Here is a 25,064-nt window from a genome sequence, read left to right on the forward strand (position 1 = left end):
CCGGAATTCCTCACGCATACTGCCTGACTGAACTCAGGCTTAAGGAACTGCACCATGGCTGAAGAAACCATTTTCAGTAAAATCATTCGTCGCGAAATTCCCGCCGACGTGGTTTATCAGGACGAACTGGTCACCGCCTTCCGCGATATCGCGCCCAAAGCGCCTACCCATATACTGATTGTCCCCAACGTACTGATTCCGACTGCCAACGATGTGCAGGCGGCGCATGAGCAGGCGCTGGGCCGCATGGTCACCGCCGCAGCGAAAATTGCCCGCGATGAAGGCATCGCCGAAGATGGCTATCGCCTGATCATCAACTGCAACCGTCACGGTGGGCAGGAGGTTTACCACATTCATATGCACCTGGTCGGCGGACAGCCGCTGGGCCCGATGCTGGCCATCTAACCTCAGGCGGACCTTGTGATGCGTCAATGGCTGAGCGGCTTGCTGTTGCTGACCCTGGTGGGCTGCAGCAGCGATAAGCCGATGATCAATACCTCCCAGTCGCTGGTGATGGAGTCTGCCGTACTGTCGGCGGGCATCATCACCGATGAACCCGCGCTGACCAGCCGCGACGGCCAGCAGCGCGCCGCCAGTGTGCTGCAAAATCTGCGTGAAACCCCGGTCACCGTGCACTATCGTTTCTACTGGTACGATGATAAAGGGCTGGAAGTTGAGCCGCAGGAACCGGCGCAGACCCAAACCGTTCCGGCGCACGGCAGCGTAGAAGTGGCTTCGCAAATGGGTAACCCGACCGCCAGCAAGGTGCGTCTCTATCTTTATCTTTGAGGAGTAACCTGTGATTCGCAGTGTACAACGTTCCGGCGCGCTGTTATTTGCGCTGATGCTCACCGGTTGTGTGGTGAAACAACAAACCCCGGCGCCGGTTGAACCGACGCAGCCAACTACGCCAACCCAGCCGGAGCAGCCACCCGCGCAGCCGGTGCCGCCGCCACAGACGGTACCGCAGCCGCCGAAGCTGAAAACCATCAACTGGAACACCAGCGTTCAGCCGTTAGTGGCCAATATGGTGCAGTCGGCGGGCGTTAATCCGGGCAGCGTGCTGCTGGTGGATCGCATCAAAAACAGCACCAACGGCTCGCTGCAAACGGAAAAAGCCACGGCAGCGATTGAGAACGCGCTGGCCAATAATGGCAAGTTCAGCCTGGTCTCAAACGATCAGCTCAATCAGGCGAAGCAAACGCTCGGCCTGTCGCCCGATGACAGCCTCAACTCGCGCAGCAAAGCGATTGGCCTGGCGCGCATCGTTAACGCGCAGTATGTGCTGTACAGCAACGCGCAGGGCGATGTGAAAGCACCGACGCTGCAGATGCAGCTGATGCTGGTGCAGACCGGCGAAATCATCTGGTCGGGCAACGGCGTTGCACAACCCTGATCCCCGGCTGCAGTATCTGGTTCAGCAACAATGGCCGACGGCGCAAGCTGCCGGTCATTTTTTCGCGCTGCCGGGACTAAGCGGTAACAGCATACAGGTGCGCAGCGAGCAGGGCGATCTGCTGGCGCGCCGCACGCCGCCGCAGCCGATTCCGTTTGTCGATCGCCAGCGCGAATACCGCATCCTGCGCCAGCTGCGAGCGACGGCTCTCGCGCCGCAGCCGCTGGCGTGGCAGGCACCGTGGCTGCTGCAGCGCTGGCTGCCGGGCGAGGTGCTGTCGCCGGCCCAGTTCAGCGCGCAGCGCGCAGCGGTGCTGACGCTGCTGCTGCGCCTGCATCATCAGCCGCTGACCGGCTATCGCTTACGGCTGGCACCGCTGCTGCAGCGCTACTGGCAGCTGTGTCAGCAGCGGCACTGGCGCTGGCAGCGGCGCTTAAATCAGTTGCTGCAGCGCGGTGAACCGTCGCCGCTGCGGCTGGCACCGCTGCACATGGATGTCCATCCCGGCAATCTGATTGCCACGCCGGATGGTCTGCGTTTAATTGACTGGGAATATGCTGCGGATGGCGACGTGGCGCTGGAGCTGGCCGCTATCGGCGCGGTGGATGGCGCACAGCACGATCGCTGGATAAGCGACTATGCCGCGCAGGCGCGGCTGTCGGCAACGGCGCTGCGGCGTCAGAGCCGGCGCTGGCAGCCGTGGCTGCAGCTGCTGATGGCCAGCTGGTATCAGCTGCGCGCCGAGCAGAGCCACGACGAAACATTGCAACGGCTGGCACAGGCCAGCTGGCAGGATCTTTAATTCAGGAACCGAAACATGACGATGACAACGCCCGGACCGCTGATGCTGGACGTCGAAGGCTACGAGCTGGACGCCGAAGAGCGTGAAATTCTGCAACATCCGCTGACAGGCGGACTGATCCTGTTCGCCCGCAACTTCCATGATGTTGCGCAGCTGGCGGAGCTGGTGCGCCAGATTCGCGCGGCGTCGCGCAACCGGCTGCTGGTGGCGGTGGATCAGGAAGGCGGACGCGTGCAGCGCTTCCGCGACGGCTTTACCCAGTTGCCTGCGATGCAATCGTTCGCCGCGTTGCACGATGTGGCGCGCGCCGGCGAGCTGGCGCAGCAGGCTGGCTGGCAGATGGCGGCGGAAATGATCGCCATGGACATCGACATCAGCTTTGCGCCGGTGCTGGATATTGGCCACATCAGCGCGGCGATCGGCGATCGCGCGTTCCACGCCGATCCGGCGATTGCGCTGCAGATGGCGCGCCATTTTATTAACGGCATGCACGAAGCCGGCATGAAAACCACCGGCAAGCACTTCCCGGGCCACGGCGCGGTCAGCGCGGATTCGCACAAAGAGACGCCGCGCGATACGCGCGATGCTGCCACGCTGCGCCAGCATGATATGGCGATTTTCCAGCAGCTGATCGATGAGCAATTGCTGGATGCGGTGATGCCCGCGCATGTTATCTATACTGAAGTGGACCCGCTGCCGGCCAGCGGATCGCCGTACTGGCTGCAGACGGTGCTGCGGCAGGAGCTGGGCTTCAATGGAGTCATCTTCTCAGACGATCTGTCGATGGAGGGCGCGGCGGTGATGGGCAGCTATGCGGAACGTGCGCAGCAGTCACTGAATGCGGGCTGCGATATGATCCTGGTGTGCAATCAGCGCGCTGGTGCTGTCAGCGTGCTGGATAATTTGACGCCGATCCAGGCAGAGCGCGTCACGCAGTTATACCATCAGGGGCGTTTTGACCGTCAGAGTTTGCAGGCCAGCGAGCGCTGGCGGCAAAACCAGCGTCAACTCAGCGACCTGCAGGATCGCTGGCTGGCGCACAAAGCGTCGGGCAGATAATCGCCGCTGCCCGGATCTCACACCACGCTGAGGATAATCATGATCATCTATCTGCACGGTTTTGATTCCAACAGTCCGGGCAATCACGAAAAGGTGCTGCAGCTGCAGTTTATTGACCCGGACGTCAGACTCGTTAGCTACAGCACCCGCCATCCGAAACACGACATGCAGTTTCTGCTGAAAGAGTGCGACAAACTGCTCCAGCAGGGCAGCGATGCGCATCCACTGATTTGTGGCGTCGGTTTGGGCGGCTACTGGGCGGAACGCATCGGCTTCCTCTGCGGCATGCGCCAGGCGATTTTCAATCCCAACCTGTTTCCCTATGAAAACATGGAGGGCAAAATCGACCGGCCGGAAGAGTACCTTGATATCGCCACCAAATGCGTCAGCGACTTCCGTGAAAAGAACCGCGACCGCTGCCTGACCATTTTGTCACGCCACGATGAGGCGCTGGATAATCAGCGCAGCGCGGCCGAATTGCACCCTTACTACGAGATCGTGTGGGACGAGGAGGCCAGCCACAAATTCAAAAATATTGCCCCGCATCTGCAACGCATTAAAGCGTTCAAAACCCTTGCCTGAGTGCTGCTGCGCCGTGTGATGCGGCGCACAAAACGTGTAACATTCTGATAATGCAGTCCAAAGATTGATGTACATCAATTTTCTTATGTCCGGATGATTACGCCGTGCTATTCTGCCCTCAGCTCGCGATTAAATGTCGCCAACCCTATGTTTATTAAGGTTTTATATAACCATTAATTAACTTTTGGTTTACAACTTTGAGGGGGTCTTCATTGACTACACGCATGGAAAAAATCGTCATCGTCGGTGGCGGCGCCGGAGGGCTTGAGCTGGCGACGCAGCTGGGCCACAAACTCGGCCGCAGCAAAAAGGCAGAGATCATTCTGGTCGATCGCAATCACAGCCATCTGTGGAAGCCACTGCTGCATGAAGTGGCGACCGGTTCAATGGATGAGGGCATTGATGCGCTCAGCTATCTGGCGCACGCGCGCAACCACGGCTTCCAGTTCCAGCTCGGTTCGCTGACGCAAATTAATCGTGACAGTAAAACCATTGAGCTGGCGGAGATCCGCGACGCGGAAGGTGGCCTGCTGGTGCCGCAGCGCGAGCTGGCGTATGACCGTCTGGTGATGGCGCTGGGCAGCACCTCGAACGACTTCGGCACGCCGGGCGTGAAAGATCACTGCATCTTCCTCGACAACCCGCATCAGGCGCGTCGTTTCCACAATGAGATGCTTAACCTGTTCCTGCGCTTCTCCGCCAGTGAAGGGCAGCTGCAGAAAGTGAATATCGCCATTGTCGGCGGCGGCGCGACCGGCGTCGAGCTGTCGGCAGAACTGTACAACGCAGTCAAACAGCTGCACAGCTACGGCTACAAAGGTCTCGACAGCAGCGCGCTCAACGTCACGCTGGTGGAAGCCGGCGAGCGTATTCTGCCTGCGCTGCCGCCGCGCATCTCTGCGGCGGCGCATCAGGAGCTGAGCAAGCTTGGCGTGCGCGTACTGACGCAAACCATGGTCACCAGCGCCGCGCCGAACGGTCTCAATACCAAAGGGGGCGAATTCATCGAAGCCGATCTGATGGTGTGGGCGGCCGGTATCAAAGCGCCGGACTTCATGAAAGAGATTGGCGGGCTGGAAACCAACCGCATTAATCAGCTGGTGGTGAAAGAGACGCTGCAGACCACGCTGGACGACGACATTTATGCCATAGGCGACTGCGCATCCTGCGCGCTGCCAGGCGGCGGATTCGTGCCGCCGCGCGCGCAGTCGGCGCACCAGATGGCGTCGCGTGCGCTGGACAACATTCTCGCCCAGCGCAAAGGCAAGCCGCTCAAAGCCTACGTGTATAAAGATCACGGATCGCTGGTGTCGCTATCCCGCTTTAGCACCGTCGGCAGTCTGATGGGGAATCTGATGCGCGGTTCGATGATGGTGGAAGGGCGCATTGCGCGTTTTGTCTACATCTCCTTGTATCGTATGCACCAGATTGCGCTCCATGGATACTTCAAGACCGGTCTGATGATGCTGGTCGGCAGCCTCAACCGCGTGCTGCGCCCACGTCTCAAACTGCATTAATCGCGGGCGGGCGGCAGCCACCGCCCGCTGCGTGTCTGGCTGCCGTAACCGGCTGATTGCCCTCCCGTCAGCGCCAGGTTACGGCACAATGACACTGCCGCTCAGAACTCTCCTAAAAGCTGGTCCTGCTGGCTTTCCGCTGCGTTTCCTCCATTAATCTGATGTTGCATTTTCGGACCATCTGTAAAACTTATGCCAACAAACACGGCGCGGCGCGCACGCCGGTTATGCCTCGGTAACCCAGGATCGGGTTGCGGCAGGAATGCGCGGTAACAACTTCAGGAGGACATTCCTGTGAATAAATCAATGTTAGCGGGTATTGGAATCGGCGTAGCAGCAGCGTTGGGCGTGGCCGCCGTCGCCAGCATGGATGTGTTTGATCGTGGCCCGCAGTATGCTCAGGTGCTTTCGGCAACGCCAATCAAAGAGAGCATTAAGCAGCCGCGTCAGGAGTGCCGTAACGTCACCCTCACGCACCGTCGTCCGGTGCAGGATGAGAACCGCATCGCCGGTTCCGTACTGGGTGCCGTGGCCGGTGGCGTCATTGGTCACCAGTTCGGCGGAGGCCGCGGCCGGGATATCGCTACCGTGGCCGGTGCGCTGGCAGGCGGCTACGGCGGTAACCAGGTGCAGGGTGCGCTGCAGGATCGTGACACTTACACCACCAGCGAGCAGCGCTGTAAAACCGTGTACGATAAACAGGAAAAAATGCTGGGTTATGACGTGACCTATAAAATAGGCGACCAGCAGGGCAAAATCCGCATGGAGAATGACCCTGGCACCCGCATCCCGCTCGACCGTAATGGTCAGCTGATCCTCAACTCGAATCAGGCCTGATTGGGCAAAGCTACATCACAGCAGCAGTAACGAAAAAAGCGCCGTAAGGCGCTTTTTTTACGTTGTTTTTTGATTCAGGGTGAAGACAAGAGATCCGGGGCTTATACCTCATAACGAATTTCATCAGCTATTACCGGCCCGGCTTATTACCTGTTGGCAGGCATGTTATGAGGTAATCAGATTCGCTTATCTACCATCGAAACGAGAACTGTGCGCGGTTGTTCCTCAATTTCAATCGATACGGTGACATGCGGATCGTCGCCAGTCCAGCAGTCACCTGCGAAACTGCACGCTTCGCTTTGTTTAAAACCCTTTTCTTTCATAAACGCATTAATTTTATCTGCGTTAGTCGCGCCAATAAACCTCAGCTGAAAAATCAGTGCGGGGTTGGGACCTGATACGTTACTGTAATGAAAGCTGTAGTTATCAGTAATGCGCGGCATCTTTTTGAGTAAATCAGGCGTATAAAAGTCGTAATCCAGCGAGTCGTGCTCTGTATAATTAGCGCTATCTGCAAACTCCATGCGGAGATAATTCAAGCCATAGGCCATACCGACCACACACGCAATGAGAACGCAAAGTAGAATTCTGAGCGATTTTTTCATAGTTTTGATACGCCCTTACCAAAATGGATAAAGCCACGGTCAGGGTCTATGATGCCAACATCGTCTGATGTCCACCGATTATAGGGCGTTACGCTTCGCATGAAGATCGGTAACTGACCAAAGTGAGGTTTGGCGTTAGGGAATTGAAGAGGATCAGGGAAAAGCAGTGGCTTAAAGGTTTCATTTTTCCAGGAGCCAATTTTTCCATAATGGTCCCAGCGTCTTAATGCATCCGCCTGACTCACTGGTTTCAGGTAGCTGAAAATGCCGCTCATGCATGCCACAACCCGGTAAAAACCCAGAAGATCCGACACAAGGTCTTCGCCACTGAATCCGCTGTCAGTAGCCCAGCTAAAAGGGAAAGAATTCTGGAGCCCTTCAAACCTGCGCGCCAGCGTCATCATCATGGCAAGCGCTATGCTTTGCTTTTGGTGATATGACAGACCTTTTTTGAGTCGCCAGGTGATTGATTTTCCCACAGTCAGGCGCCTTTTGAGGCCAGCCATTGATTGTTTATAGGTAACGTCATAAGTCAGGCCGTTCTGCGCTTCGCCGCACAGCATTTGCGCCCATAACTGTCTGATGTCATTGCCCTGGGCGTGACCGAGATCTATCCAGCCCAATACTTCTGTGTAAACCAGGCCGTAAGCACTTCTTTCTGCTTTACTGCCGTCAAGAATATCCTCTCGCCTGCTCATCATTGAGCTCCTTCCATGAATAAATCCTGTGATGCCATCCTTGTGATATCACAGGATCAAGCGGTGATTTAATTTTTTCCGCCAGGTTTGCGAGCTCGCTCCTTAAACCCGGTTCTTCGCCAGCTCGGCGACGAAATTCTGCACCCATTCCATGCGGGTTTTGCGCTCGCTCAGATCGCGGGTGAATTTCAGTCGCGTCGGACCATCCAGCTTCCACTGCTTCGCATCTTTCTGCAGCAGACCGATCAGCCAGCCGGGATCGACCTGATTCTGCGGCGCGAACTCAAAGAAGCCGCCTTTTTCGCTGGCTTCGATTTTGCGCAGTCCCAGCTGGCGCGCCACCAGGCGCAGCGCGGCGATGTCCAGCAGGTTACGCGCGGCGTCGGGCAGCTTGCCGAAGCGGTCAATCATCTCAATTTTCAGCTCGGCCAGCTCCTGTTCATCGGCCGCACTGGCGATGCGTTTATACAGCGACAGGCGCGTATTGACGTCCGGAATAAAATCATCCGGCAGCAGGGCAGGCATGCGCAGCTCAATTTCGGTCTGATTGCTGGTGAGATCTTCCAGCGACGGTTCACGTCCGGCCTTCAGCGCATCCACCGCGTTTTCCAGCAGCTCCATGTAGAGCGTAAAGCCGATGGTTTCCATCTGGCCGCTCTGATCTTCACCCAGCAGTTCACCGGCACCGCGAATCTCCAGATCGTGCGTCGCCAGCGCAAAGCCAGCGCCCAGATCCTCCAGCGAGGCAATCGCCTCCAGGCGCTTCTGGGCATCGGTGGTCATAGCTTTCGGGTGCGGCGTCAGCAACCAGGCATAAGCCTGATGGTGCGAACGGCCGACGCGGCCACGCAGCTGATGCAGCTGTGCCAGACCGAAATGGTCGGCGCGCTCAATGATGATGGTGTTGGCGCTGGGCACGTCGATTCCGGTTTCGATGATGGTAGTGCACACCAGCACGTTGAAGCGCTGGTGGTGGAAATCGTTCATCACCCGTTCCAGATCGCGCTCACGCATCTGACCATGGCCGATGGCGATGCGCGCTTCCGGCACCAGTTCGGCCAGCCGCTGCGCCGCTTTCTCAATGTTCTCAACGTCGTTGTAGAGATAGTAAACCTGGCCGCCGCGCAGCACTTCACGCAGGATCGCTTCGCGCACCACCAGGCTGTCATACTCGCGCACGAAGGTTTTCACCGCCAGACGGCGCGCCGGTGGCGTGGCGATAATCGACAGATCGCGCATGCCGCTCATCGCCATGTTCAGGGTGCGCGGGATCGGCGTGGCGGTGAGCGTCAGAATATCGACGTCAGCGCGCATCGCTTTGATGCGCTCTTTGTGACGCACGCCGAAGCGGTGCTCTTCGTCGACGATCAGCAAACCGAGATCGCGCCACTTCAGGTCGCTCATCAGCAGCTTATGGGTGCCGATCAGAATATCAATTTTGCCCTCGCTGGCCTGTTCCAGCACTTGCGCCTGCTCTTTGGCGCTGCGGAAGCGCGACAGCATCTCAATGCGCACCGGCCAGTTGGCAAAGCGGTCGCGGAAGTTGTCGTAGTGCTGCTGCGCCAGCAGGGTGGTTGGCACCAGCACCGCAACCTGTTTGCCATTTTCCACCGCGAGGAAGGCGGCGCGCATCGCCACTTCGGTTTTACCGAAGCCAACGTCGCCGCACACCAGGCGGTCCATGGCCAGCGGCTGGCACATATCGCTGAGCACGGCGTTAATCGCCTGCGCCTGGTCCGGCGTGGTTTCAAACGGGAAACCTTCGCAGAACAGCTGATACTGCTCGCGGTCGTGCTTGAAGGCAAAGCCGGCTTTGGCCGCGCGCTGGGCGTAGATGTCCAGCAGCTCAGCGGCCACGTCACGCACTTTCTCCGCCGCTTTCTGCCGCGCGCGTGACCAGGCATCGCTGCCCAGCTTATGCAGCGGTGCATTTTCATCGGCGCCGCCGGCGTAACGGCTGATCAGATGCAGCGATGATACCGGCACGTAAAGTTTGGCGTCGCCAGCATAGGAGAGCATCAGATACTCGGCCACGATACCGCCGGCTTCCAGCGTGGTCAGGCCAATGTAGCGGCCCACGCCGTGTTCAAGATGCACCACCGGCTGCCCCGGGTGCAGCTCGGCGAGGTTGCGAATCAGTACGTCCGGATTGATGGTGCGGCGATTGTCCTGACGGCGGCGGCTGACGCGCTCACCCAGCAGATCGCTTTCGCAAATCAGCGCGCGCTGGCGCTGGGTGTCAATGAAGCCGCGCTCGCTGGCCCCAATCATCAGGCTGTACGGCTGCCCATCGGCCTGCTCGAAGCGGTCGATCGGCTGCGGCCGCAGTTTAATGCGGGATAGCAGCTCCTGCAGGCTCTCACGGCGACCTTCACTTTCTACCGAGAAAATCACCTGACCGGTAAACTGCTCGAGGAACTGGCGCAGCAGATCGAGCGGCGCTTTGGCCTGCGCCTGCACCGTCAGCTCCGGCAACGGCTGATAGCCGAGATTGCTGTTCGCGGCTTTTTCCGGCAGCGTCTCAGCGCTGAGCTGCATGCGCGGCCAGTTTTTCAGCTCGCTCAGCAGCGCATCCGGGCGCAGCCATAGCGTGGCCGGTTCCAGCAGCGGGCGCATAGGATCGATGCGGCGATTTTCATAGCGTGCGTTAGCATCCTGCCAGAAACGCTCAGCGCTGGCGTGCAGATCGCCGCTGTTCAGCACCAGCGTGCTGGCGGGCAGATAGCTAAACAGGGTAGGCAGTTCCTGCTCGAAAAACAGCGGCTGCCAGTACTCAATCCCGGCCGGCAGCGTGCCTTTGCTCACCTGCTGATAGACGTGATCGGGTTCGCGCCGCACGTCAAAGGTTTCACGCCAGCGGCTGCGGAACAGCTCAATGGCCGCTTTGTCGGTGGGAAATTCATGCGCCGGCAGCAGGTTGATGGCGCTCACCGCCTCCAGCGTGCGCTGTGAATCGACGTCAAACAGGCGCAGGCTGTCGATCTCATCATCAAAGAAATCGATGCGGTAAGGCTGATCGCTGCCCATCGGGAACAGGTCGAGCAGCGCGCCGCGCGTCGCGTACTCGCCGTGCTCCATCACCTGATCGACATGGCGATAACCGGCCTGCTCCAGCTGGTCGCGCAGCGCATCGCGCGACAGCTTCTGGCCCTGCTGCATCACCAGCGCATGGCCGTGCAGGAAGCTGTGCGGGCAAACGCGCTGCATCAGCGTGTTAACCGGCAGAATCAGCATGCCGCGCGTCAGGGTGGGCAGCTGGTACAGGGTGGAGAGACGGGCGGAGATAATGTCCTGATGGGGCGAGAAGCTGTCGTAGGGCAGCGTTTCCCAGTCAGCAAGATTGGTGACCGGCAGATCGGTAAACTGTCTGATCTCCTCCTGCAGTCGCAGGGCCGATTGCATATCCGGGGTGATCATCAGCACCGGACCGCGGTGGCGTTCGGTGATGCTGGCACACTCAACCGCCTGCGCGGCGCCGACCAGCTGGCCGAGCTGACGATGGTCGCCTGCTTTTGCAGGCAGGGTATAACGACGCTGTTCCGACATAAGGTCCGACATTCTCTCCTCAGTTTCCAGGGCGTCATCATTCCACATTCCGCCGTGAGGATCATCTCTCCTTTCTGAGTTTATGTCAGGGTGCATGAATGCGCACCTTACCTCAGCGGCACCCTGAAGGGCCGCCAGTATGGCCAGTTGCCAGGTCGTCATTGATGGCGACCTGGCCGCGTCACGTTATTTACTGGATTGCTGTGTGTAGTGCATGCGAGGACGATCCACATTAGCCCATGACAGCTCGCGCTCGACATGGTAGCTGTTGTTGCCATCGTCCCACTTCACATAATAACCGGTTAGCGCGTCTCCCTGCTCAAAGACATTGACCACTTCGCCTTTGATCTCGCCAGATTTATGTTTAACGATACTGCCTTTAGGAAACCTGCTCATGGTAAGAACCTCCGTACTGCGCTTACTGTGATGCGAAAACCGGTACTGCAGGCTAAGTCTAACCCACCTGCTGACGAATAATCGTACTAATAGCGTCACTATTTTGTCGTAATTTTGTGCATTGTCGCGCAGGAGGACGCATTTTGACGCAACTTTGCAAGCGACTCAGCGGGTTAGAGGTTTCATAAAGCAGAAGGCTCCTTTATCATCGCTCTACTTAATTTTGGGCAACGGCCAAGACGGATCTCATGTATCAACCAGTCGCGTTATTCATCGGTTTGCGCTACATGCGTGGACGTGCTTCAGACCGTTTCGGTCGTTTCGTCTCCTGGCTCTCGACTATCGGTATCACGCTCGGCGTGCTGGCACTGGTGACGGTGCTGTCGGTGATGAACGGCTTTGAGCGCGAGCTGGAAGGCAACATCCTCGGTCTGATGCCGCAGGCGCTGGTGACCAGCGACACCGGCAGCATCAATCCGCAGCAGATGCGCGCGCAGGATCTCAAACTGCAGGGCGTTACGCGGATTGCGCCGCTGACCACCGCCGATGTGGTGTTACAGAGTGCGCGCAACGTTTCAGTTGGCGTGATGCTGGGCATCAATCCCGACGAACCGGATCCGCTGACGCCTTACCTGGTCAATACCCAGCAGAGCGTGCTGCAGCCGGGGCAGTATAAGGTCATTCTCGGTGAACTGCTGGCCCAGCAGCTGGGTGTGAAGCGCGGCGATCAGCTGCGGTTGATGGTGCCATCGGTCAGCCAGTTTACCCCGGTGGGACGCGTGCCGAGCCAGCGTATCTTTACCGTTGCCGGCACCTACGCGGCCAACAGCGAAGTCGATGGCTATCAGATTCTGGTGAACCAGCAGGATGCTTCGCGCGTGATGCGCTATCCGCTCGGCAACATCACCGGCTGGCGCCTGTGGCTGGATAAGCCGCTGAATGTCGATGCGCTCAGCCAGCAGCCGCTGCCGCAGGGGCTGACGTGGAAAGACTGGCGCGAACGCAAGGGCGATCTGTTCCAGGCGGTGCGCATGGAGAAAAACATGATGGGGCTGCTGCTCAGCCTGATCATCGCCGTGGCCGCTTTTAACATCATCACCTCGCTGGGCCTGCTGATCATGGAGAAGCAGGCGGAAGTGGCGATCCTGCAAACCCAGGGCTTAACGCGGCGGCAAATCGTCGCGGTATTTATGGTACAGGGCGCCAGCGCCGGCATTATCGGCGCGCTGCTCGGTACGCTGCTGGGCGTGCTGCTGGCCAGCCAGCTCAATAATTTAATGCCGGTGATCGGCCTGTTCCTTGATGGTGCGGCGCTGCCGGTGGATATCAATGTCTGGCAGGTGATCACCATTGCGCTGGTCTCGATGGCCGTCGCTCTGCTCTCTACTCTCTATCCGTCATGGCGCGCTGCCGCCGTTCAACCCGCTGAGGCTTTACGTTATGAGTAATACCCCTTTGTTGCAGTGTCGTGACCTGTGCAAACGCTATCAGGAAGGCAGCGTGCAGACCGATGTGCTGCGCAATGTGGCTTTTAGCCTGCAGCCGGGCGAACTGACGGCGATTGTCGGCAGCTCCGGCTCCGGCAAAAGTACTTTACTGCACCTGCTGGGCGGGCTGGATGCGCCGACCTCCGGTGATGTGGTGTTTGACGGCAAATCGCTCAATGCCATGTCCTCAGCGGCGAAGGCGGAGCTGCGCAACCGGGAACTCGGCTTCATTTATCAGTTTCACCATTTGCTGCCGGACTTCAGCGCGCTGGAGAACGTAGCGATGCCGCTGCTGATTGGCAAAACCGGCAAAGCCGAAGCCGAAGCGCGTGCGCGTGAGATGCTGGCGGCGGTAGGTCTGGAAAAGCGCGCGGCGCACCGGCCTGCTGAGCTGTCAGGCGGTGAACGTCAGCGCGTGGCGATTGCCAGGGCGCTGGTGAACCGGCCGCGACTGGTGATGGCGGATGAGCCCACCGGTAACCTCGATGCGCGCAACGCGGACGCCATTTTTGAGCTGCTCGGTGAGCTTAACGTGCAGCAGGGCACGGCGTTTCTGGTGGTGACGCACGACCTGAACCTGGCGAAGCGCCTGAGCCGTCAGATGGAGATGCGTGACGGCCAGCTGAGCGATCACCTGACGCTGGGAGCGATCTGATGGCGTCCTCTTTATCCCTGCTGCTCGGGCTGCGTTTCAGCCGCGGCCGGCGGCGCGGCGGCATGGTGTCGCTGATTTCCATTATCTCGACCATCGGCATTGCGCTTGGCGTGGCGGTGCTGATCATCGGGCTCAGCGCCATGAACGGTTTCGAGCGCGAGCTTAACAACCGCATTCTGGCGGTGGTGCCGCACGGCGAAATCGAGGCGGTGAACCAGCCATTCCGCAACTGGCAGCCGATGATTGCGCCGATCGAACAGGTGCCGGGCATCGCCGCAGCGGCGCCGTACGTTAACTTCACCGGGCTGATTGAGAGCGGTGCGAAGCTGCAGGCGCTGCAGGTGAAGGGCGTTGATCCGCAGCAGGAGCCGCGCCTTAGCGCGCTGCCGCGTTTTGTCAGCGGTGATGCCTGGTCGCAGTTCAGCGCCGGCAAGCAGCAGATCATCCTCGGCGGCGGCATCGCCAAATCGCTCAACGTGAAGCAGGGCGACTGGATCACCATCCTGATCCCGAATAATGATGGCGAGAACAAACTGCTGCAGCCGAAGCGCATTCGTCTGCAGGTGAGCGGTATTCTGCAGCTGAGCGGTATGCTGGATCACAGCCTGGCGCTGGTGCCGCTGGCCGATGCGCAAACCTATCTGGATCTGGGCGACAGCGTCAGCGGCATTGCGCTGAAGATGAGCGATCCGTTCCAGGCGCAGAAGCTGGTGCGCGATGCCGGTGAAGCCACCCATTCCTACGTTACCATCCGCAGCTGGATTGGCACCTACGGCTACATGTATCGCGATATCCAGATGATTCGCGCCATTATGTATCTGGCGATGGTGCTGGTGATTGGCGTCGCCTGCTTTAATATCGTGTCGACGCTGGTGATGGCGGTGAAGGACAAAAGCAGCGACATCGCCGTGCTGCGCACGCTGGGCGCGAAAGATGGCCTGATTCGTGCCATTTTCATCTGGTACGGTCTGCTGGCCGGGCTGCTGGGTAGCGTCAGCGGGGTGGTGGTCGGCGTGCTGGTGGCGCTTAACCTGACGCCGTTAATGCGCGCGGTGGAGCACCTTACCGGGCATCAGCTGCTGGCGGGCGATATCTATTTTATCGATTTCCTGCCATCCGAGCTGCACTGGCTGGATGTGGCGATTGTGCTGGTGACGGCGATTGGCCTGAGCCTGATTGCCAGCTGGTATCCGGCGCGGCGCGCCAGTCGCATCGATCCCGCGCGCGTGCTGAGCGGCCAGTAAAGATAAATCACGCAGCCGCCTTCGCGGCTGCGCACATTTTCAGCGTCTGCGGCATGCAGCCGTCATACCCAGCCGCTATTATCGGGTCTGAGTAACCCGGAAAACATCCGCAGCGCGGCGTTCAGCGCCGCAGATTAAGGAGCCTTTATGCGCCAACCGCGCCGCCGCCTTCGACTTGCCCGCTACAAAAAGAACCGCCGCAAAGTGCATCAGCGCTTTCGCCAGCGCATCTTTGAGCGCGACCGCCAGGTTGAACTTGCCGCCCACCCACAGCCGCGCGTGGTGGTGCTGACCGGTGCCGGGATTTCGGCGGAGTCCGGTATTCGCACCTTCCGCGCGGAAGATGGCCTGTGGGAAGAGCATCGCGTGGAAGATGTCGCGACGCCGGAGGGCTTTCGCCGCGATCCGGCGCTGGTGCAGGGATTCTATAATGCGCGCCGGCGTCAGCTGCAGCAGCCCGACATCCAGCCTAACCCGGCGCACAAGGCGCTGGCCGAGCTGGAGCAGGTGCTGGGCGATAATTTCCTGCTGGTTACGCAGAATATCGATAATCTGCACGAGCGTGCCGGCAGCCAGCGCGTGCTGCATATGCACGGCGAACTGCTGAAGGTGCGCTGTGAGCACAGCGGTCAGGTGCTGGCGTGGACGGAGGACGTCGGTCCGGACGATCGCTGTACCTGCTGCCAGTTCCCGTCGCGGCTGCGTCCGCACGTGGTGTGGTTTGGTGAGATGCCGCTCGGCATGGAGGAGATTTATCAGGCGCTGGAACAGGCCGATCTGTTTATCGCCATCGGCACTTCAGGCCATGTCTACCCGGCTGCAGGCTTTGTACATGAAGCAAAACTGCAGGGCGCGCACACCGTGGAGCTGAATCTGGCCCCCAGTCAGGTGGGTAACGAATTCGCTGAAGCGCATTACGGCTTAGCCAGCGAAGTGGTGCCCGGGTTCGTGCATACGTTTTTGCGCGGGTTGTATAAATAGTCAGTGCGCTGCGCGTTTCCCCTCATCCCGGCCTTCTCCCGGCGGGAGAAGGGGAAAAACGCGCCGGACTGAGGCTCAGGCTGAATCCAGTACGGTCTTTCCCACAGGCCGAATCCGGCACGAATGAACCCTCTCTCACTAGCTGAACCCGGCACGAATGAACCCTCTCCCTCTGGGAGAGGGCAGGGTGAGGGCAAAACCGCACCGTCTCCCACCTCGGAACCTCACCGTCCTGCTTTCAGCTTCTGGAACAGCGTTTCGTACTGCACGCTGGCGGCCCCGACATCGTTCTGCCACTCGCCATTTCTGATCACTTCAGCTGGCGGATAGAGTGACGGATCGCTGGCCACCGCTTGCGGCAGCAGCTTCTTCGCAGCGAGGTTCGGCGTCGGATAGCCGATGGTTTCCGCCACTTTAGCCGCCACATCCGGGCGCAGCAGGAAGTTGATCAGCTTCAGCGCGCCCGCTTTATTTTTCGCATTCGCCGGGATTGCCAGGTTATCCATCCAGAAAATCCCGCCCTCTCTCGGCCAGATAATCTGCAGCGGCGTGCCGGCCTGACGTGCCACCCAGGCGGAGCCATTCCAGATCATGCCGACATTAACTTCGCCTTCCATAAACGGGTTACCCGGATTGTCGGAATTGAACGCCAGCACGTTCGGCATCAGCTTTTTCAGCTCCTGATAGGCGGCTTCAATCTGTTGCGGATCTCTGGTGTTACCGGAGTAGCCGAGCTTGCGCAGCGCCATCTGGAACACTTCCCGCGCGTCGTCGGTCAGCAGCAGGCTTTGCTTGTATTGGGGTTGCCACAGATCGGCCCAGCTGGTGAGGGTTTTCGGATCCACCTCGTCGGTGTTCACGCCAATGGCCGTCGCGCCCCAGATATAGGGAATGGAATAGTCGTTGTTTGGGTCAAACGGCTTATTCAGGAGCTCGGGATCGAGATTGCCGAAGTTGCTCAGCTGTGATTTATCGATCTTCTGCAGCATGCCCTCATTGCGCATTTTGGCGATGAAGTAGGTCGACGGCACCACCAGATCGTAAGCGCCATCTTTCCAAGTTTTCAGCTTGGCGTACATGCTCTCATTGGACTCGTAGGTGGAGTAAATCACCCTGATGCCGGTCTCTTTGGTGAACTGCTCCAGCAGCCCCGGCGGCACATATTCAGTCCAGTTGTAGAAATAGAGCGTATTGTTGTCATCCGCCTGAGCGCTTTGCATACCCAGTGCCAGCGCTCCAGCCGCCAGCCAGTGAGACCACTTTTTCATCGGTTATCCTCTATTTGGTTTTATCACGCAGCAACAGCTGACTGGCTGCCACCAGCAGCAGCGACAGCAGCATCAAAATGGTAGCCAGCGCGTTCACCTCTGGCGACACGCCCACTTTCACCATGGAATAAATTTTTAGTGGCAAGATCTCGAAGCCGGGACCGGTGACAAACGATGACACCACCACATCGTCCATCGACAGGGTGAAACTCAGCAGCCACCCTGCGGCCACTGCCGGCAACGCCAGCGGCAGCAAAATTTTACGTAAGATGGTCACTTCGCTGGCCCCGAGGTCTTTCGCCGCTTCCAGCATACGGACGTCGAAGCCTTTCAGGCGCGCATAGACGGTGATCACCACAAACGGCAGGCAGAAGGTGATGTGCGAAAACAGCAGCGACCAGAAGCCGAGCGAAATGCCCACTAGCATAAACAGCACCAGCAGCGAAATCGCCATCACGATATCGGGCGACATCATCACCACAAACAGCATGCCGCTGACAAAGGGCTTGCCGCGAAAACGGTAGCGGTACAGTGCCACTGCGGTGAGTGAACCGATCAGCGTCGCGCAGCTGGCCGACAGCACGCCCATAATCAGCGAATGCTGCGCCGCCTGAATCAGGCTGTCGTTATTGACCAGCAGGCGATACCACTGGGTGCTGAAGCCCTGCCAGTTGATGCCAAAGCGCGAGGCATTGAAGGAGTTCACGATCAGAATGATGATCGGGATGTAAAACCAGGCATAAATCACGGCCATGAAGCCACCGCGTAACACGCGCGTCATCATTGCAGCTCCACCTTGTTGTTCAGCAGGCGCGCCGCGCGCCAGTAAATCAGCAGCATCAGCCCCATCAGCAGCGTCATCACGATGCTGGTGGCGGCGCCAAACGGCCAGTCGCGAATATTCAGGAACTGACTCTTGATGATGTTACCGATCAGCAGATTCTTCGCGCCGCCCAGTAAATCTGCTACGTAGAACAGCCCCATTGCCGGGATAAACACCAGCAGCGCACCGGCGACAATCCCCGGCATGGTCAGCGGCAAAATGATACGGATAAACGTCTGAAGCCTGCTGGCACCGAGATCGCGCGCCGCCTCAAGGCAGGATTTATCCAGCTTTTCCAGGCTGGAATAGAGCGGCAGCACCATAAACGGCAGCAGAATGTAGATCAGCCCGAGGATCACCGCTTCCGGGGTAAACATGATGCGAAACGGTTTGTCGATGATGCCGAGCCATAGCAGGAATTCATTGAGCCAGCCGCGCGTGCTGAGGAAAATTTTCAGCCCATAAATGCGGATCAGCGAGTTAGTCCAGAATGGCACAATCAGCAGAAACAACATCAGCGGACGCACGCGCACCGGCAGTCGCGTCAGGCACCAGGCAAAAGGGTAGCCGAGCAGCAGGCAGCACAGCGTGGCGAGAAAGGCCATGTTAAGCGAGTGCAGCAGAACCTGGGCATACAGCGGATCGAGTAGCCGGCTGTAATTGTTGAGGGTGAACACCATGCTGACAATGTGTGCGTCGTCGCGCGTCAGGAAGCTGGTGGCGAAGATCATCAGGTTCGGCAGGAACACGAACAGCGTCAGCCAGCCGACCACCAGCGCCACAATGGCTTTCTGCAGACGATTACGCATCCGTTTCATACGGCAGCACCACCTCCCAGTTTGGCACCCAGCTGACCGCCATTTTCTGGTTCAGCGAGTGGTCAACGTCCGGATCGTCCTCGTTAAAAAACTCGCTCACCGTCAGTAATTTACCATTCTCCAGCTCAACGGTGGATTCCAGCGTCATGCCTTTATAGTTGCGCTCACGCACGTAGCCGATCAGGTTTTCGCTGCGGCTGTCGTGATCGATCTCCTCGACGCGCAAATCTTCCGGCCGCAGCAGCACATGCAGCCGGTCGCCGGGTTTGACCGGGAACGGGCAGTGAATATCGCACTCACGGCCTTCGACGCGCGCCCGCACCCGCGGCGCGTCACTGCTGTCGATGACGTCAGCATCAAACACGTTAATTTCGCCGATAAAGCGTGCCACAAACAGATTTGCCGGCTCTTCGTAGATTTCGCGCGGCGTGCCGTCCTGCTCAATGCGTCCGTCGCGCATCACCACGATACGATCGGACAGGGTCAGCGCCTCTTCCTGATCGTGAGTAACAAACACAAACGTAATGCCCAGCTTGCGCTGCAGCGCTTTCAGTTCGTTCTGCATCTGGCGGCGCAGTTTGTAATCCAGCGCGGAGAGCGACTCATCCAGCAGCAGTACTTTCGGCCGGTTGACCACCGCCCGCGCAATCGCCACGCGCTGCTGCTGGCCGCCGGAGAGCTGATGTGGCCGGCGCGCGGCAAAGTTCTCCAGCTGCACCATCGCCAGCGCCTCGTCGACGCGGCGAGTCAGTTCGGCCGCCGGGGTTTTCTGCATGCGCAGGCCGAAGGCGACATTCTCAAATACCGACATGTGCGGAAACAGCGCGTAGCTCTGAAACACGGTATTGATATGACGGTGCTCGGCGGGCATGTCGGTGATGTCGCTCTCATCAAGACAGATGTGTCCGCTGTCGGCGCTCTCCAGCCCGGCAATCAGCCGCAGAATGGTGGTTTTACCGCAGCCCGACGGACCGAGCAGGGTGATAAATTCGCCATGACCGATGGTCAGGTCAAAATCGGAGATGATGGTTTTGCCATCGAAAGCTTTACTGATGCCAGAAAGCGTAACCAGCGCCTGTTGCGCGCGTGTTTGCGTCATTTTCGTCACTCAGTCTGCTGAGAATCAGGTTACCGCATAGCCGCCGGTGACAGCATGCCGTGATGAAGGGCGCGATAATACCTGAAAAATGCGCCATTACCATGTTCATACACGGAATAACCTTGAAAAGTCTGCAAATTGCTGGAGTATGCTCATCGGGTCAGCCGGACGGATGGCTGGCGGGGCGAATTTCAGCGCACGATTGCGCTGCGAGGGCTAACCTGAAGGATAATGATTTGACGCAACATGGCGATAATCAGGCCCCATGATAATAATGCAGGTTCTTTAGAGGGATGACAGATGGATCAATTACTTGAGCGTTTTCTCAGTTATGTGGCAGTAGAAACCCAGGCAAAACCCCAGGCGCGCCAGGTGCCGAGCAGTGAAGGGCAGTGGACGCTGGCACGTCAGTTACAGGAAGAGCTTATTGCGCTGGGTTTTGTTGACGTCACCTTAAGCGATCACTGCTGTGTGATGGGCACCCTGCCGGCAAACGTTGACTGGCCGACGCCGGTGATCGGGTTTATTTCCCACATGGATACCTCACCGGATTTCACCGCGAAAAACGTCAACCCGCAGATCATTGAAAACTACCGTGGCGGCGACATTGCGCTGGGCAACGGGGATGAAGTGCTTTCGCCGGTGATGTTCCCGGTGCTGCATAAGCTGACGGGCCATACGCTGATCACCACCGACGGCAAAACGCTGCTGGGCGCCGATGATAAAGCCGGTATCGCTGAGATCATGACAGCCATGGCCGAACTGGCCAAAGGGGATGTGCCGCACGGCGCCATTCGCGTGGCCTTTACGCCGGATGAGGAGATTGGCCGCGGTACGTCGCACTTTGATGTAGAAGGCTTCGCCGCCGACTGGGCTTACACCGTTGACGGCAGCGATCTCGGCGAGTTCGAGTTCGAGAACTTCAACGCCGCAACGGCGCTGGTCAAAATCACCGGCAATAACGTGCATCCGGGCAGCGCAAAAAACGTGATGGTGAACGCGCTGGACCTGGCGATGCGCTTCCACGCCGAGCTGCCGGCCAAAGAGAAGCCGCAGTTTACCGACGGCTACGAAGGTTTTTTCCATCTGCACACCATTAAGGGTTCCGTCGAGCACGCCGAGCTGATGTACCTGATTCGGGATTTCGATGCCGACAGCTACGAACAGCGCAAACAGCTGCTGCAGGAGATTGGCCGCCGCGTCAGTAAAGGCCTGCAGGCTGAGTGCTCCATCAAGGTGGAGATCAGCGACAGCTATCGCAATATGCGCGAGAAGGTAGAGCCGCATCCGCACATTATTGAGCTGGCGCTGCAGGCGATGCGCGACTGTGGCATCGAACCGAACGTGAAGCCGATCCGCGGCGGCACCGACGGATCGGCGCTGTCATGGAAAGGGCTGCCGTGTCCGAACCTGTTTACCGGCGGCTACAACTATCACGGCAAGCATGAGTTTGCGTCACTAAATGTGATGGCGAAATCGGTTGAGGTGATCGTGCGCCTGGCCGCGCTCGCGGCGGAGAAGAAGTAGGGGCCGGAGAGGGGCTTGCCCTCACCCTAACCCTCTCCCGCTCGCGGGAGAGGGGACCGATCGAGCAGTTTTCAGGCTCTGTTTATTGCCTTAACGCCTGTGTGTGCCCCTGTTTACTTACGCATCTTATGGCCTGCGCTTTACTGCAATCGTCGCGCGATTTTCTCCCTCTCCCGCGGGCGGGAGAGGGCCGGGGTGAGGGAAACCGGCGCAGCGGACCTGCCAGACTCAGTCAGCAAAAAACCAGTATCCGCTGTTCACCAGCGCCGCCAGCTGGGCCAGCAGCGAAGGATCATCCAGCGCATCGCCAAAATCTTCCAGCGTCAGCACGTGCTTATGGGCCAGCGCCGCCAGTACCGCCGGCTGGGCGCACTCGACGCGTTCACCGTTGACGTACACCGCATCGCCCAGCGTCAGCACGCGCAGGCCGCCAAGGCGCGTCAGCGCATCGCCCTGCTGCAGCGCATCATAAATCTCATCCGGCTGGTACGGTGGTTCCGGCGGCGCTACGTCCAGTTCGTGACGCGACTGGGAAATGAACTCGCCAAACCACTGGTTAAACTGCTCCGGCTGATTAATCACATCCAGCATCACCTTGCGGATCCCTTCCACTTCCGACGGCAGAATCTGCGACGGGCAGTCGCGCGCCGGTACATCCGGATCGCTGAAGCGGTAGCTGCCCAGCTCGTGCGCCAGCATATAGTCCGCAAAGCCGCTGATCAGTTCGCGGCCGTTTGGCGCGCGGAAGCCGACTGAATAGTTGAGCGCGTTCTCCAGCGAATAGCCTTCGTGCGGGAAACCCGGTGGAATATACAAAATATCGCCCGGTTCCAGCTCTTCATCGATAATGGCGTCAAACGGTTCCACCTGCAGCAGATCCGGATGCGGACAGTGCTGCTTCATCGGCACTTTTTCGCCCACGCGCCAGCGACGGCGGCCGGTGCCCTGAATAATAAACACGTCGTACTGATCGAAGTGCGGGCCTACGCCGCCGCCCGGCACGGCGAAGGAGATCATCAAATCGTCAATACGCCAGTCGGGCAGGAAGCGGAACGGGCGCATCAGCGCAGCGGAGGGTTCGTGCCAGTGGTTCACCGCCTGTACCAGCAGCGACCAGTTGCTTTCACCCAGGTGATCGTAGCTTTCAAACGGACCGTGGCTGACCTGCCACTTGCCGTTGTGGTGGCTGACGAGGCGGCTGTCCACCTCGTTCTCCATTGCCAGACCGGCCAGCTCATCCGGAGAGATCGGATCAATGAAGTTTTTGAAACCCCGTTTCAGCACTACCGGGCGTTTTTGCCAGTAGCGCTGAATAAAGTCGGGCCAGTTGATGTCGAGCTGATAGTCCATGCGAGGATTCCGGTTAGGGCCATAATTGCTGCCAAGTATAACAGCCCGCGCCCGGTTCTACTCGCGGTGATGTTCAACTTCCTGCCGCTGGAAAATCACCTCCATGCGCGCGCCGCCGAGCGGACTGGTGCTGGCGATCACCTGACCGGCATACTGCTCAAGAATGTCGCGCACCACCGCCAGTCCCAGTCCCTGACCGGGACGCAGCGTATCGGCGCGCTGGCCGCGCACAAAAATCAGATCGCGCTTGCTTTCGGGAATGCCTGGCCCGTCGTCGTCGATAAACAGATGCAGCGCGTTTTCCGTCTGGCGCGCGCTGACCTCAATAAATTCGAGGCAGTATTTGCAGGCGTTATCCAGCACGTTACCCAGCACTTCCATAAAATCATTCTGATCGCCGATGAACGTCAGCTCGGGGGAGATATCCAGCGTGATTTCAACGCCCTTGCGCTGATACACCTTGTTGAGCGCGGAACACAGGCTGTCCAGCAGGGCCGAAACCGAGTGCAGATCGCGCTGCAGCGGGTTGTGATCGGCCTGCATGCTGGCGCGATGCAGGTAATAGCCAATCTGCTGCGAAATGCGGCTGATTTGCTCCAGCATCACCGGTTCGGCCTGCTCGATGGTCAGCTCTTTGCCGCCGCGCAGCGAGCGCAGCGTGCTTTGCAGCACCGCCAGCGGGGTTTTCAGGCTGTGCGTCAGGTCCGACAGCGTGGTGCGATAGCGCGTATAGCGCTGGCGCTCGTTGGTGAGCAACAGATTGAGGTTGCGCACCAGACTGCGCAGCTCCTGCGGCGGGTTATCGTCGAGGTTTTCCCGGTGACCGGTTTCCAGCTCGCGCACCTGTGAAGTGAGGTGGCCAATCGGACGCAGGCTCCAGTGCGCCGCCAGCCACAGCAGCGGGATCACCAGCAGCAGATTGGCCGCCAGCACATAGCTGAACCACGACCACACTACGTCAGAGTGCTGCAGCTCCTGCGGGATCGAGTCCACCACCACGATGGTCAGCGCCGGCAGATTGGTGGTGGCATCGTAACGGTTTACCGCCACCGAGTGCGTGAAAGTGTCATTGCTGTCGCTGTCCAGCGCGTGCAGCCGCTGCTGCGCCTGCGGATTGTTGCCCATCGCCGCCATACTGGTGCGATTGCTGGTATCGATTTCGTAAAAGTCCGGCTTCATCAGCCAGTCGCGGCGAATGTTTTTGCGAATTTCCGGCACGTCGCGCTGTTGCCACAGCAGCTTGCCGTGCTCATCGTAGATAAACACCAGCGTCGGGAAGTTGAGCGTCATGCGCTCCGGCTGGGCGATGGTGAGCTTGCTGTCTTTCCACTGCGCGAGGGTAAAGAACAGATTGCTCTCGCCGCGCATCACGCGATAGGTATTTTTATCGAAGCTGACAACGTAGCCGATCACCGCCACCATGCCGTATGACAGCGACAAAAACAGCACGATCGCCGCCGTCGCCAGCAGAAAACGCGCGCGTAAAGAGAAAGGACGCTGACGGCGGAGCAGGTTCATTAATCAGAGATCAAAGCGATATCCCTGACCACGCACGGTATTGATCACTTCGGTCGGATGCAGCGCAAGGATTTTTTTGCGCAGCCGGCCCATCAGCACATCAATAGTGTGACTCTCGCGCAGTTCTGCATCCGGATACAGCTGCAGCATCAGCGAGTCTTTGCTCACCACTTTCCCGGCATTACGGATCAGGGTTTCTACAATAGTGTATTCAAACGCGGTCAGCTTAACCGGGGCGTCATTGACCGTCAGTTCGCGGCGCGACAGGTCAACCTGGAACGGCGGCATGGAGATAATCTGTGAGGCGTGTCCGCTGTTGCGGCGCATCAGCGCCTGTAGCCGGGCGGCGACCTCTTCAATGTGAAACGGCTTGGTCACGTAGTCATCGGCACCGGCTTCCAGCGCTTCAACTTTTGCCTGCCAGCCTTCGCGTGCGGTGAGTACCAGAATCGGCTGACGAATCGCATCGCCCCGCCAGCGACGAATCAGCGACATACCGTCTTCATCGGGCAGACCGAGATCGACCAGCGCAATATCGGGAACGTGTTCCTGCAGGAAATAGTCGGCTTCTTTGGCATCTTCGGCGGCATCCACCTGATGACCCATGTCACGTAACTGGACTGCGAGGTGATGGCGCAGCAGGGCATTATCTTCCACAACCAGAACACGCATAGAATATCCTTACCTTCAAACTCAGTGATGATGGCAAAAAGTATACGCGACGCCAGCTAAACCGCAGATTAACACTCGGCTGTGATGCGCAGGCAGGTGTTGCAGGCAGGTGTTGCCCTCAGCCACCGCTAATGCAGTGACTGAGGTGACACCAACTTGCCATAGCCTGCGTTTTCAGGGCAAG

The 25,064-nt window shown here is 58.8% G+C and carries 24 protein-coding genes; 13 read left to right on the plus strand and 11 right to left on the minus strand.

What is annotated here, in order from left to right; genetic code table 11:
• Nucleotides 1–54 precede the first annotated feature (54 nt).
• The 8 genes from hinT (at nucleotide 55) to MXF20_RS02435 (ending at nucleotide 6,193) form a co-directional block, all read left to right on the plus strand.
• Nucleotides 55–405, plus strand: coding sequence for a purine nucleoside phosphoramidase (gene hinT / locus MXF20_RS02400; protein WP_021506397.1), 351 nt, complete (start codon nucleotides 55–57; stop codon nucleotides 403–405).
• 18 nt (nucleotides 406–423) lie between these two features.
• Nucleotides 424–789 (plus strand): YcfL family protein, encoded by a 366-nt coding sequence (locus MXF20_RS02405; RefSeq protein ID WP_325967473.1) that lies wholly within the window; start codon nucleotides 424–426, stop codon nucleotides 787–789.
• Nucleotides 790–799: 10 nt separating this feature from the next.
• Complete coding sequence (lpoB, locus tag MXF20_RS02410; RefSeq protein WP_325967475.1) at nucleotides 800–1,396, plus strand: penicillin-binding protein activator LpoB; 597 nt, start codon at nucleotides 800–802, stop codon at nucleotides 1,394–1,396.
• On the plus strand, nucleotides 1,383–2,198 hold the full coding sequence (thiK, locus tag MXF20_RS02415) for a thiamine kinase (protein WP_325967477.1): 816 nt from the start codon (nucleotides 1,383–1,385) through the stop codon (nucleotides 2,196–2,198). The genes lpoB and thiK overlap by 14 nt, the downstream gene beginning before the upstream one ends.
• Nucleotides 2,199–2,213: 15 nt before the next feature.
• Complete coding sequence (gene nagZ / locus MXF20_RS02420) at nucleotides 2,214–3,257, plus strand: beta-N-acetylhexosaminidase (RefSeq protein WP_325967478.1); 1,044 nt, start codon at nucleotides 2,214–2,216, stop codon at nucleotides 3,255–3,257.
• A gap of 39 nt (nucleotides 3,258–3,296) precedes the next feature.
• On the plus strand, nucleotides 3,297–3,839 hold the full coding sequence (gene ycfP, locus MXF20_RS02425) for an alpha/beta hydrolase YcfP (protein ID WP_325967479.1): 543 nt from the start codon (nucleotides 3,297–3,299) through the stop codon (nucleotides 3,837–3,839).
• 212 nt (nucleotides 3,840–4,051) lie between these two features.
• Nucleotides 4,052–5,356 carry an NAD(P)/FAD-dependent oxidoreductase gene (locus MXF20_RS02430; protein WP_325967480.1) on the plus strand — a complete coding sequence of 435 codons (1,305 nt, stop codon included), beginning with the start codon at nucleotides 4,052–4,054 and terminating at the stop codon, nucleotides 5,354–5,356.
• A gap of 294 nt (nucleotides 5,357–5,650) precedes the next feature.
• Nucleotides 5,651–6,193: a glycine zipper 2TM domain-containing protein gene (locus tag MXF20_RS02435; RefSeq protein WP_031279257.1), complete on the plus strand. Its 543-nt coding sequence runs from the start codon at nucleotides 5,651–5,653 to the stop codon at nucleotides 6,191–6,193.
• A 176-nt stretch (nucleotides 6,194–6,369) separates the two neighbouring features.
• Here the strand turns inward: MXF20_RS02435 and MXF20_RS02440 are convergent, their stop codons facing one another.
• The 4 genes from MXF20_RS02440 to MXF20_RS02455 all read right to left on the minus strand — a co-directional run bounded on the left by MXF20_RS02440 (nucleotide 6,370) and on the right by MXF20_RS02455 (nucleotide 11,438).
• Nucleotides 6,370–6,798 (minus strand): hypothetical protein, encoded by a 429-nt coding sequence (locus tag MXF20_RS02440; protein ID WP_325967481.1) that lies wholly within the window; start codon nucleotides 6,796–6,798, stop codon nucleotides 6,370–6,372.
• Nucleotides 6,795–7,496: a hypothetical protein gene (locus MXF20_RS02445; protein WP_325967941.1), complete on the minus strand. Its 702-nt coding sequence runs from the start codon at nucleotides 7,494–7,496 to the stop codon at nucleotides 6,795–6,797. Before MXF20_RS02445 ends, MXF20_RS02440 begins: the two co-directional genes overlap by 4 nt.
• 102 nt (nucleotides 7,497–7,598) lie before the next feature.
• Complete coding sequence (gene mfd / locus MXF20_RS02450) at nucleotides 7,599–11,042, minus strand: transcription-repair coupling factor (protein ID WP_325967942.1); 3,444 nt, start codon at nucleotides 11,040–11,042, stop codon at nucleotides 7,599–7,601.
• 186 nt (nucleotides 11,043–11,228) lie between these two features.
• Nucleotides 11,229–11,438, minus strand: a complete 210-nt coding sequence (locus MXF20_RS02455; RefSeq protein ID WP_021506388.1) for a hypothetical protein — start codon at nucleotides 11,436–11,438, stop codon at nucleotides 11,229–11,231.
• 248 nt (nucleotides 11,439–11,686) lie between these two features.
• Between MXF20_RS02455 and lolC the strand changes: the two genes are divergently transcribed.
• The 4 genes from lolC to cobB all read left to right on the plus strand — a co-directional run bounded on the left by lolC (nucleotide 11,687) and on the right by cobB (nucleotide 15,805).
• Nucleotides 11,687–12,886 carry a lipoprotein-releasing ABC transporter permease subunit LolC gene (lolC, locus tag MXF20_RS02460; RefSeq protein ID WP_166709960.1) on the plus strand — a complete coding sequence of 400 codons (1,200 nt, stop codon included), beginning with the start codon at nucleotides 11,687–11,689 and terminating at the stop codon, nucleotides 12,884–12,886.
• Nucleotides 12,879–13,580 (plus strand): lipoprotein-releasing ABC transporter ATP-binding protein LolD, encoded by a 702-nt coding sequence (gene lolD, locus MXF20_RS02465; RefSeq protein WP_260641321.1) that lies wholly within the window; start codon nucleotides 12,879–12,881, stop codon nucleotides 13,578–13,580. Before lolC ends, lolD begins: the two co-directional genes overlap by 8 nt.
• Nucleotides 13,580–14,824 (plus strand): lipoprotein-releasing ABC transporter permease subunit LolE, encoded by a 1,245-nt coding sequence (lolE, locus tag MXF20_RS02470; RefSeq protein WP_325967483.1) that lies wholly within the window; start codon nucleotides 13,580–13,582, stop codon nucleotides 14,822–14,824. Before lolD ends, lolE begins: the two co-directional genes overlap by 1 nt.
• Before the next feature lie 147 nt (nucleotides 14,825–14,971).
• On the plus strand, nucleotides 14,972–15,805 hold the full coding sequence (gene cobB, locus MXF20_RS02475; RefSeq protein WP_325967485.1) for a Sir2 family NAD+-dependent deacetylase: 834 nt from the start codon (nucleotides 14,972–14,974) through the stop codon (nucleotides 15,803–15,805).
• A 224-nt stretch (nucleotides 15,806–16,029) separates the two neighbouring features.
• On the opposite strand, the gene potD is transcribed toward cobB, so the two are convergent.
• Genes potD through potA form a run of 4 tightly spaced genes read right to left on the minus strand, consistent with a single transcriptional unit; the run spans nucleotide 16,030 to nucleotide 19,813 of the window.
• Nucleotides 16,030–17,073, minus strand: a complete 1,044-nt coding sequence (gene potD, locus MXF20_RS02480; protein ID WP_325967487.1) for a spermidine/putrescine ABC transporter substrate-binding protein PotD — start codon at nucleotides 17,071–17,073, stop codon at nucleotides 16,030–16,032.
• Between the two features lie 10 nt (nucleotides 17,074–17,083).
• Nucleotides 17,084–17,857 (minus strand): spermidine/putrescine ABC transporter permease PotC, encoded by a 774-nt coding sequence (gene potC, locus MXF20_RS02485; RefSeq protein WP_325967489.1) that lies wholly within the window; start codon nucleotides 17,855–17,857, stop codon nucleotides 17,084–17,086.
• Entirely contained in the window at nucleotides 17,854–18,705 is an 852-nt protein-coding gene (gene potB / locus MXF20_RS02490; protein WP_325967943.1) for a spermidine/putrescine ABC transporter permease PotB, read from the minus strand. The genes potC and potB overlap by 4 nt, the downstream gene beginning before the upstream one ends.
• Nucleotides 18,698–19,813 carry a spermidine/putrescine ABC transporter ATP-binding protein PotA gene (gene potA, locus MXF20_RS02495; RefSeq protein ID WP_260641326.1) on the minus strand — a complete coding sequence of 372 codons (1,116 nt, stop codon included), beginning with the start codon at nucleotides 19,811–19,813 and terminating at the stop codon, nucleotides 18,698–18,700. The genes potB and potA overlap by 8 nt, the downstream gene beginning before the upstream one ends.
• A 300-nt stretch (nucleotides 19,814–20,113) precedes the next feature.
• Between potA and pepT the strand changes: the two genes are divergently transcribed.
• Entirely contained in the window at nucleotides 20,114–21,340 is a 1,227-nt protein-coding gene (gene pepT, locus MXF20_RS02500) for a peptidase T (protein ID WP_021506380.1), read from the plus strand.
• Nucleotides 21,341–21,568: 228 nt separating this feature from the next.
• On the opposite strand, the gene MXF20_RS02505 is transcribed toward pepT, so the two are convergent.
• From MXF20_RS02505 to phoP, 3 genes are read right to left on the minus strand one after another with little or no spacing between them, the layout of a single operon-like run.
• Entirely contained in the window at nucleotides 21,569–22,690 is a 1,122-nt protein-coding gene (locus MXF20_RS02505) for a cupin domain-containing protein (protein WP_325967490.1), read from the minus strand.
• 57 nt (nucleotides 22,691–22,747) lie between these two features.
• Nucleotides 22,748–24,208: a two-component system sensor histidine kinase PhoQ gene (gene phoQ, locus MXF20_RS02510; RefSeq protein WP_325967491.1), complete on the minus strand. Its 1,461-nt coding sequence runs from the start codon at nucleotides 24,206–24,208 to the stop codon at nucleotides 22,748–22,750.
• A 3-nt stretch (nucleotides 24,209–24,211) separates the two neighbouring features.
• Entirely contained in the window at nucleotides 24,212–24,880 is a 669-nt protein-coding gene (gene phoP / locus MXF20_RS02515) for a two-component system response regulator PhoP (protein ID WP_211725100.1), read from the minus strand.
• Nucleotides 24,881–25,064 lie beyond the last annotated feature (184 nt).

It is taken from the genome of Pantoea dispersa (assembly GCF_035783935.1).
Taxonomy (GTDB): domain Bacteria; phylum Pseudomonadota; class Gammaproteobacteria; order Enterobacterales; family Enterobacteriaceae; genus Pantoea; species Pantoea dispersa_C.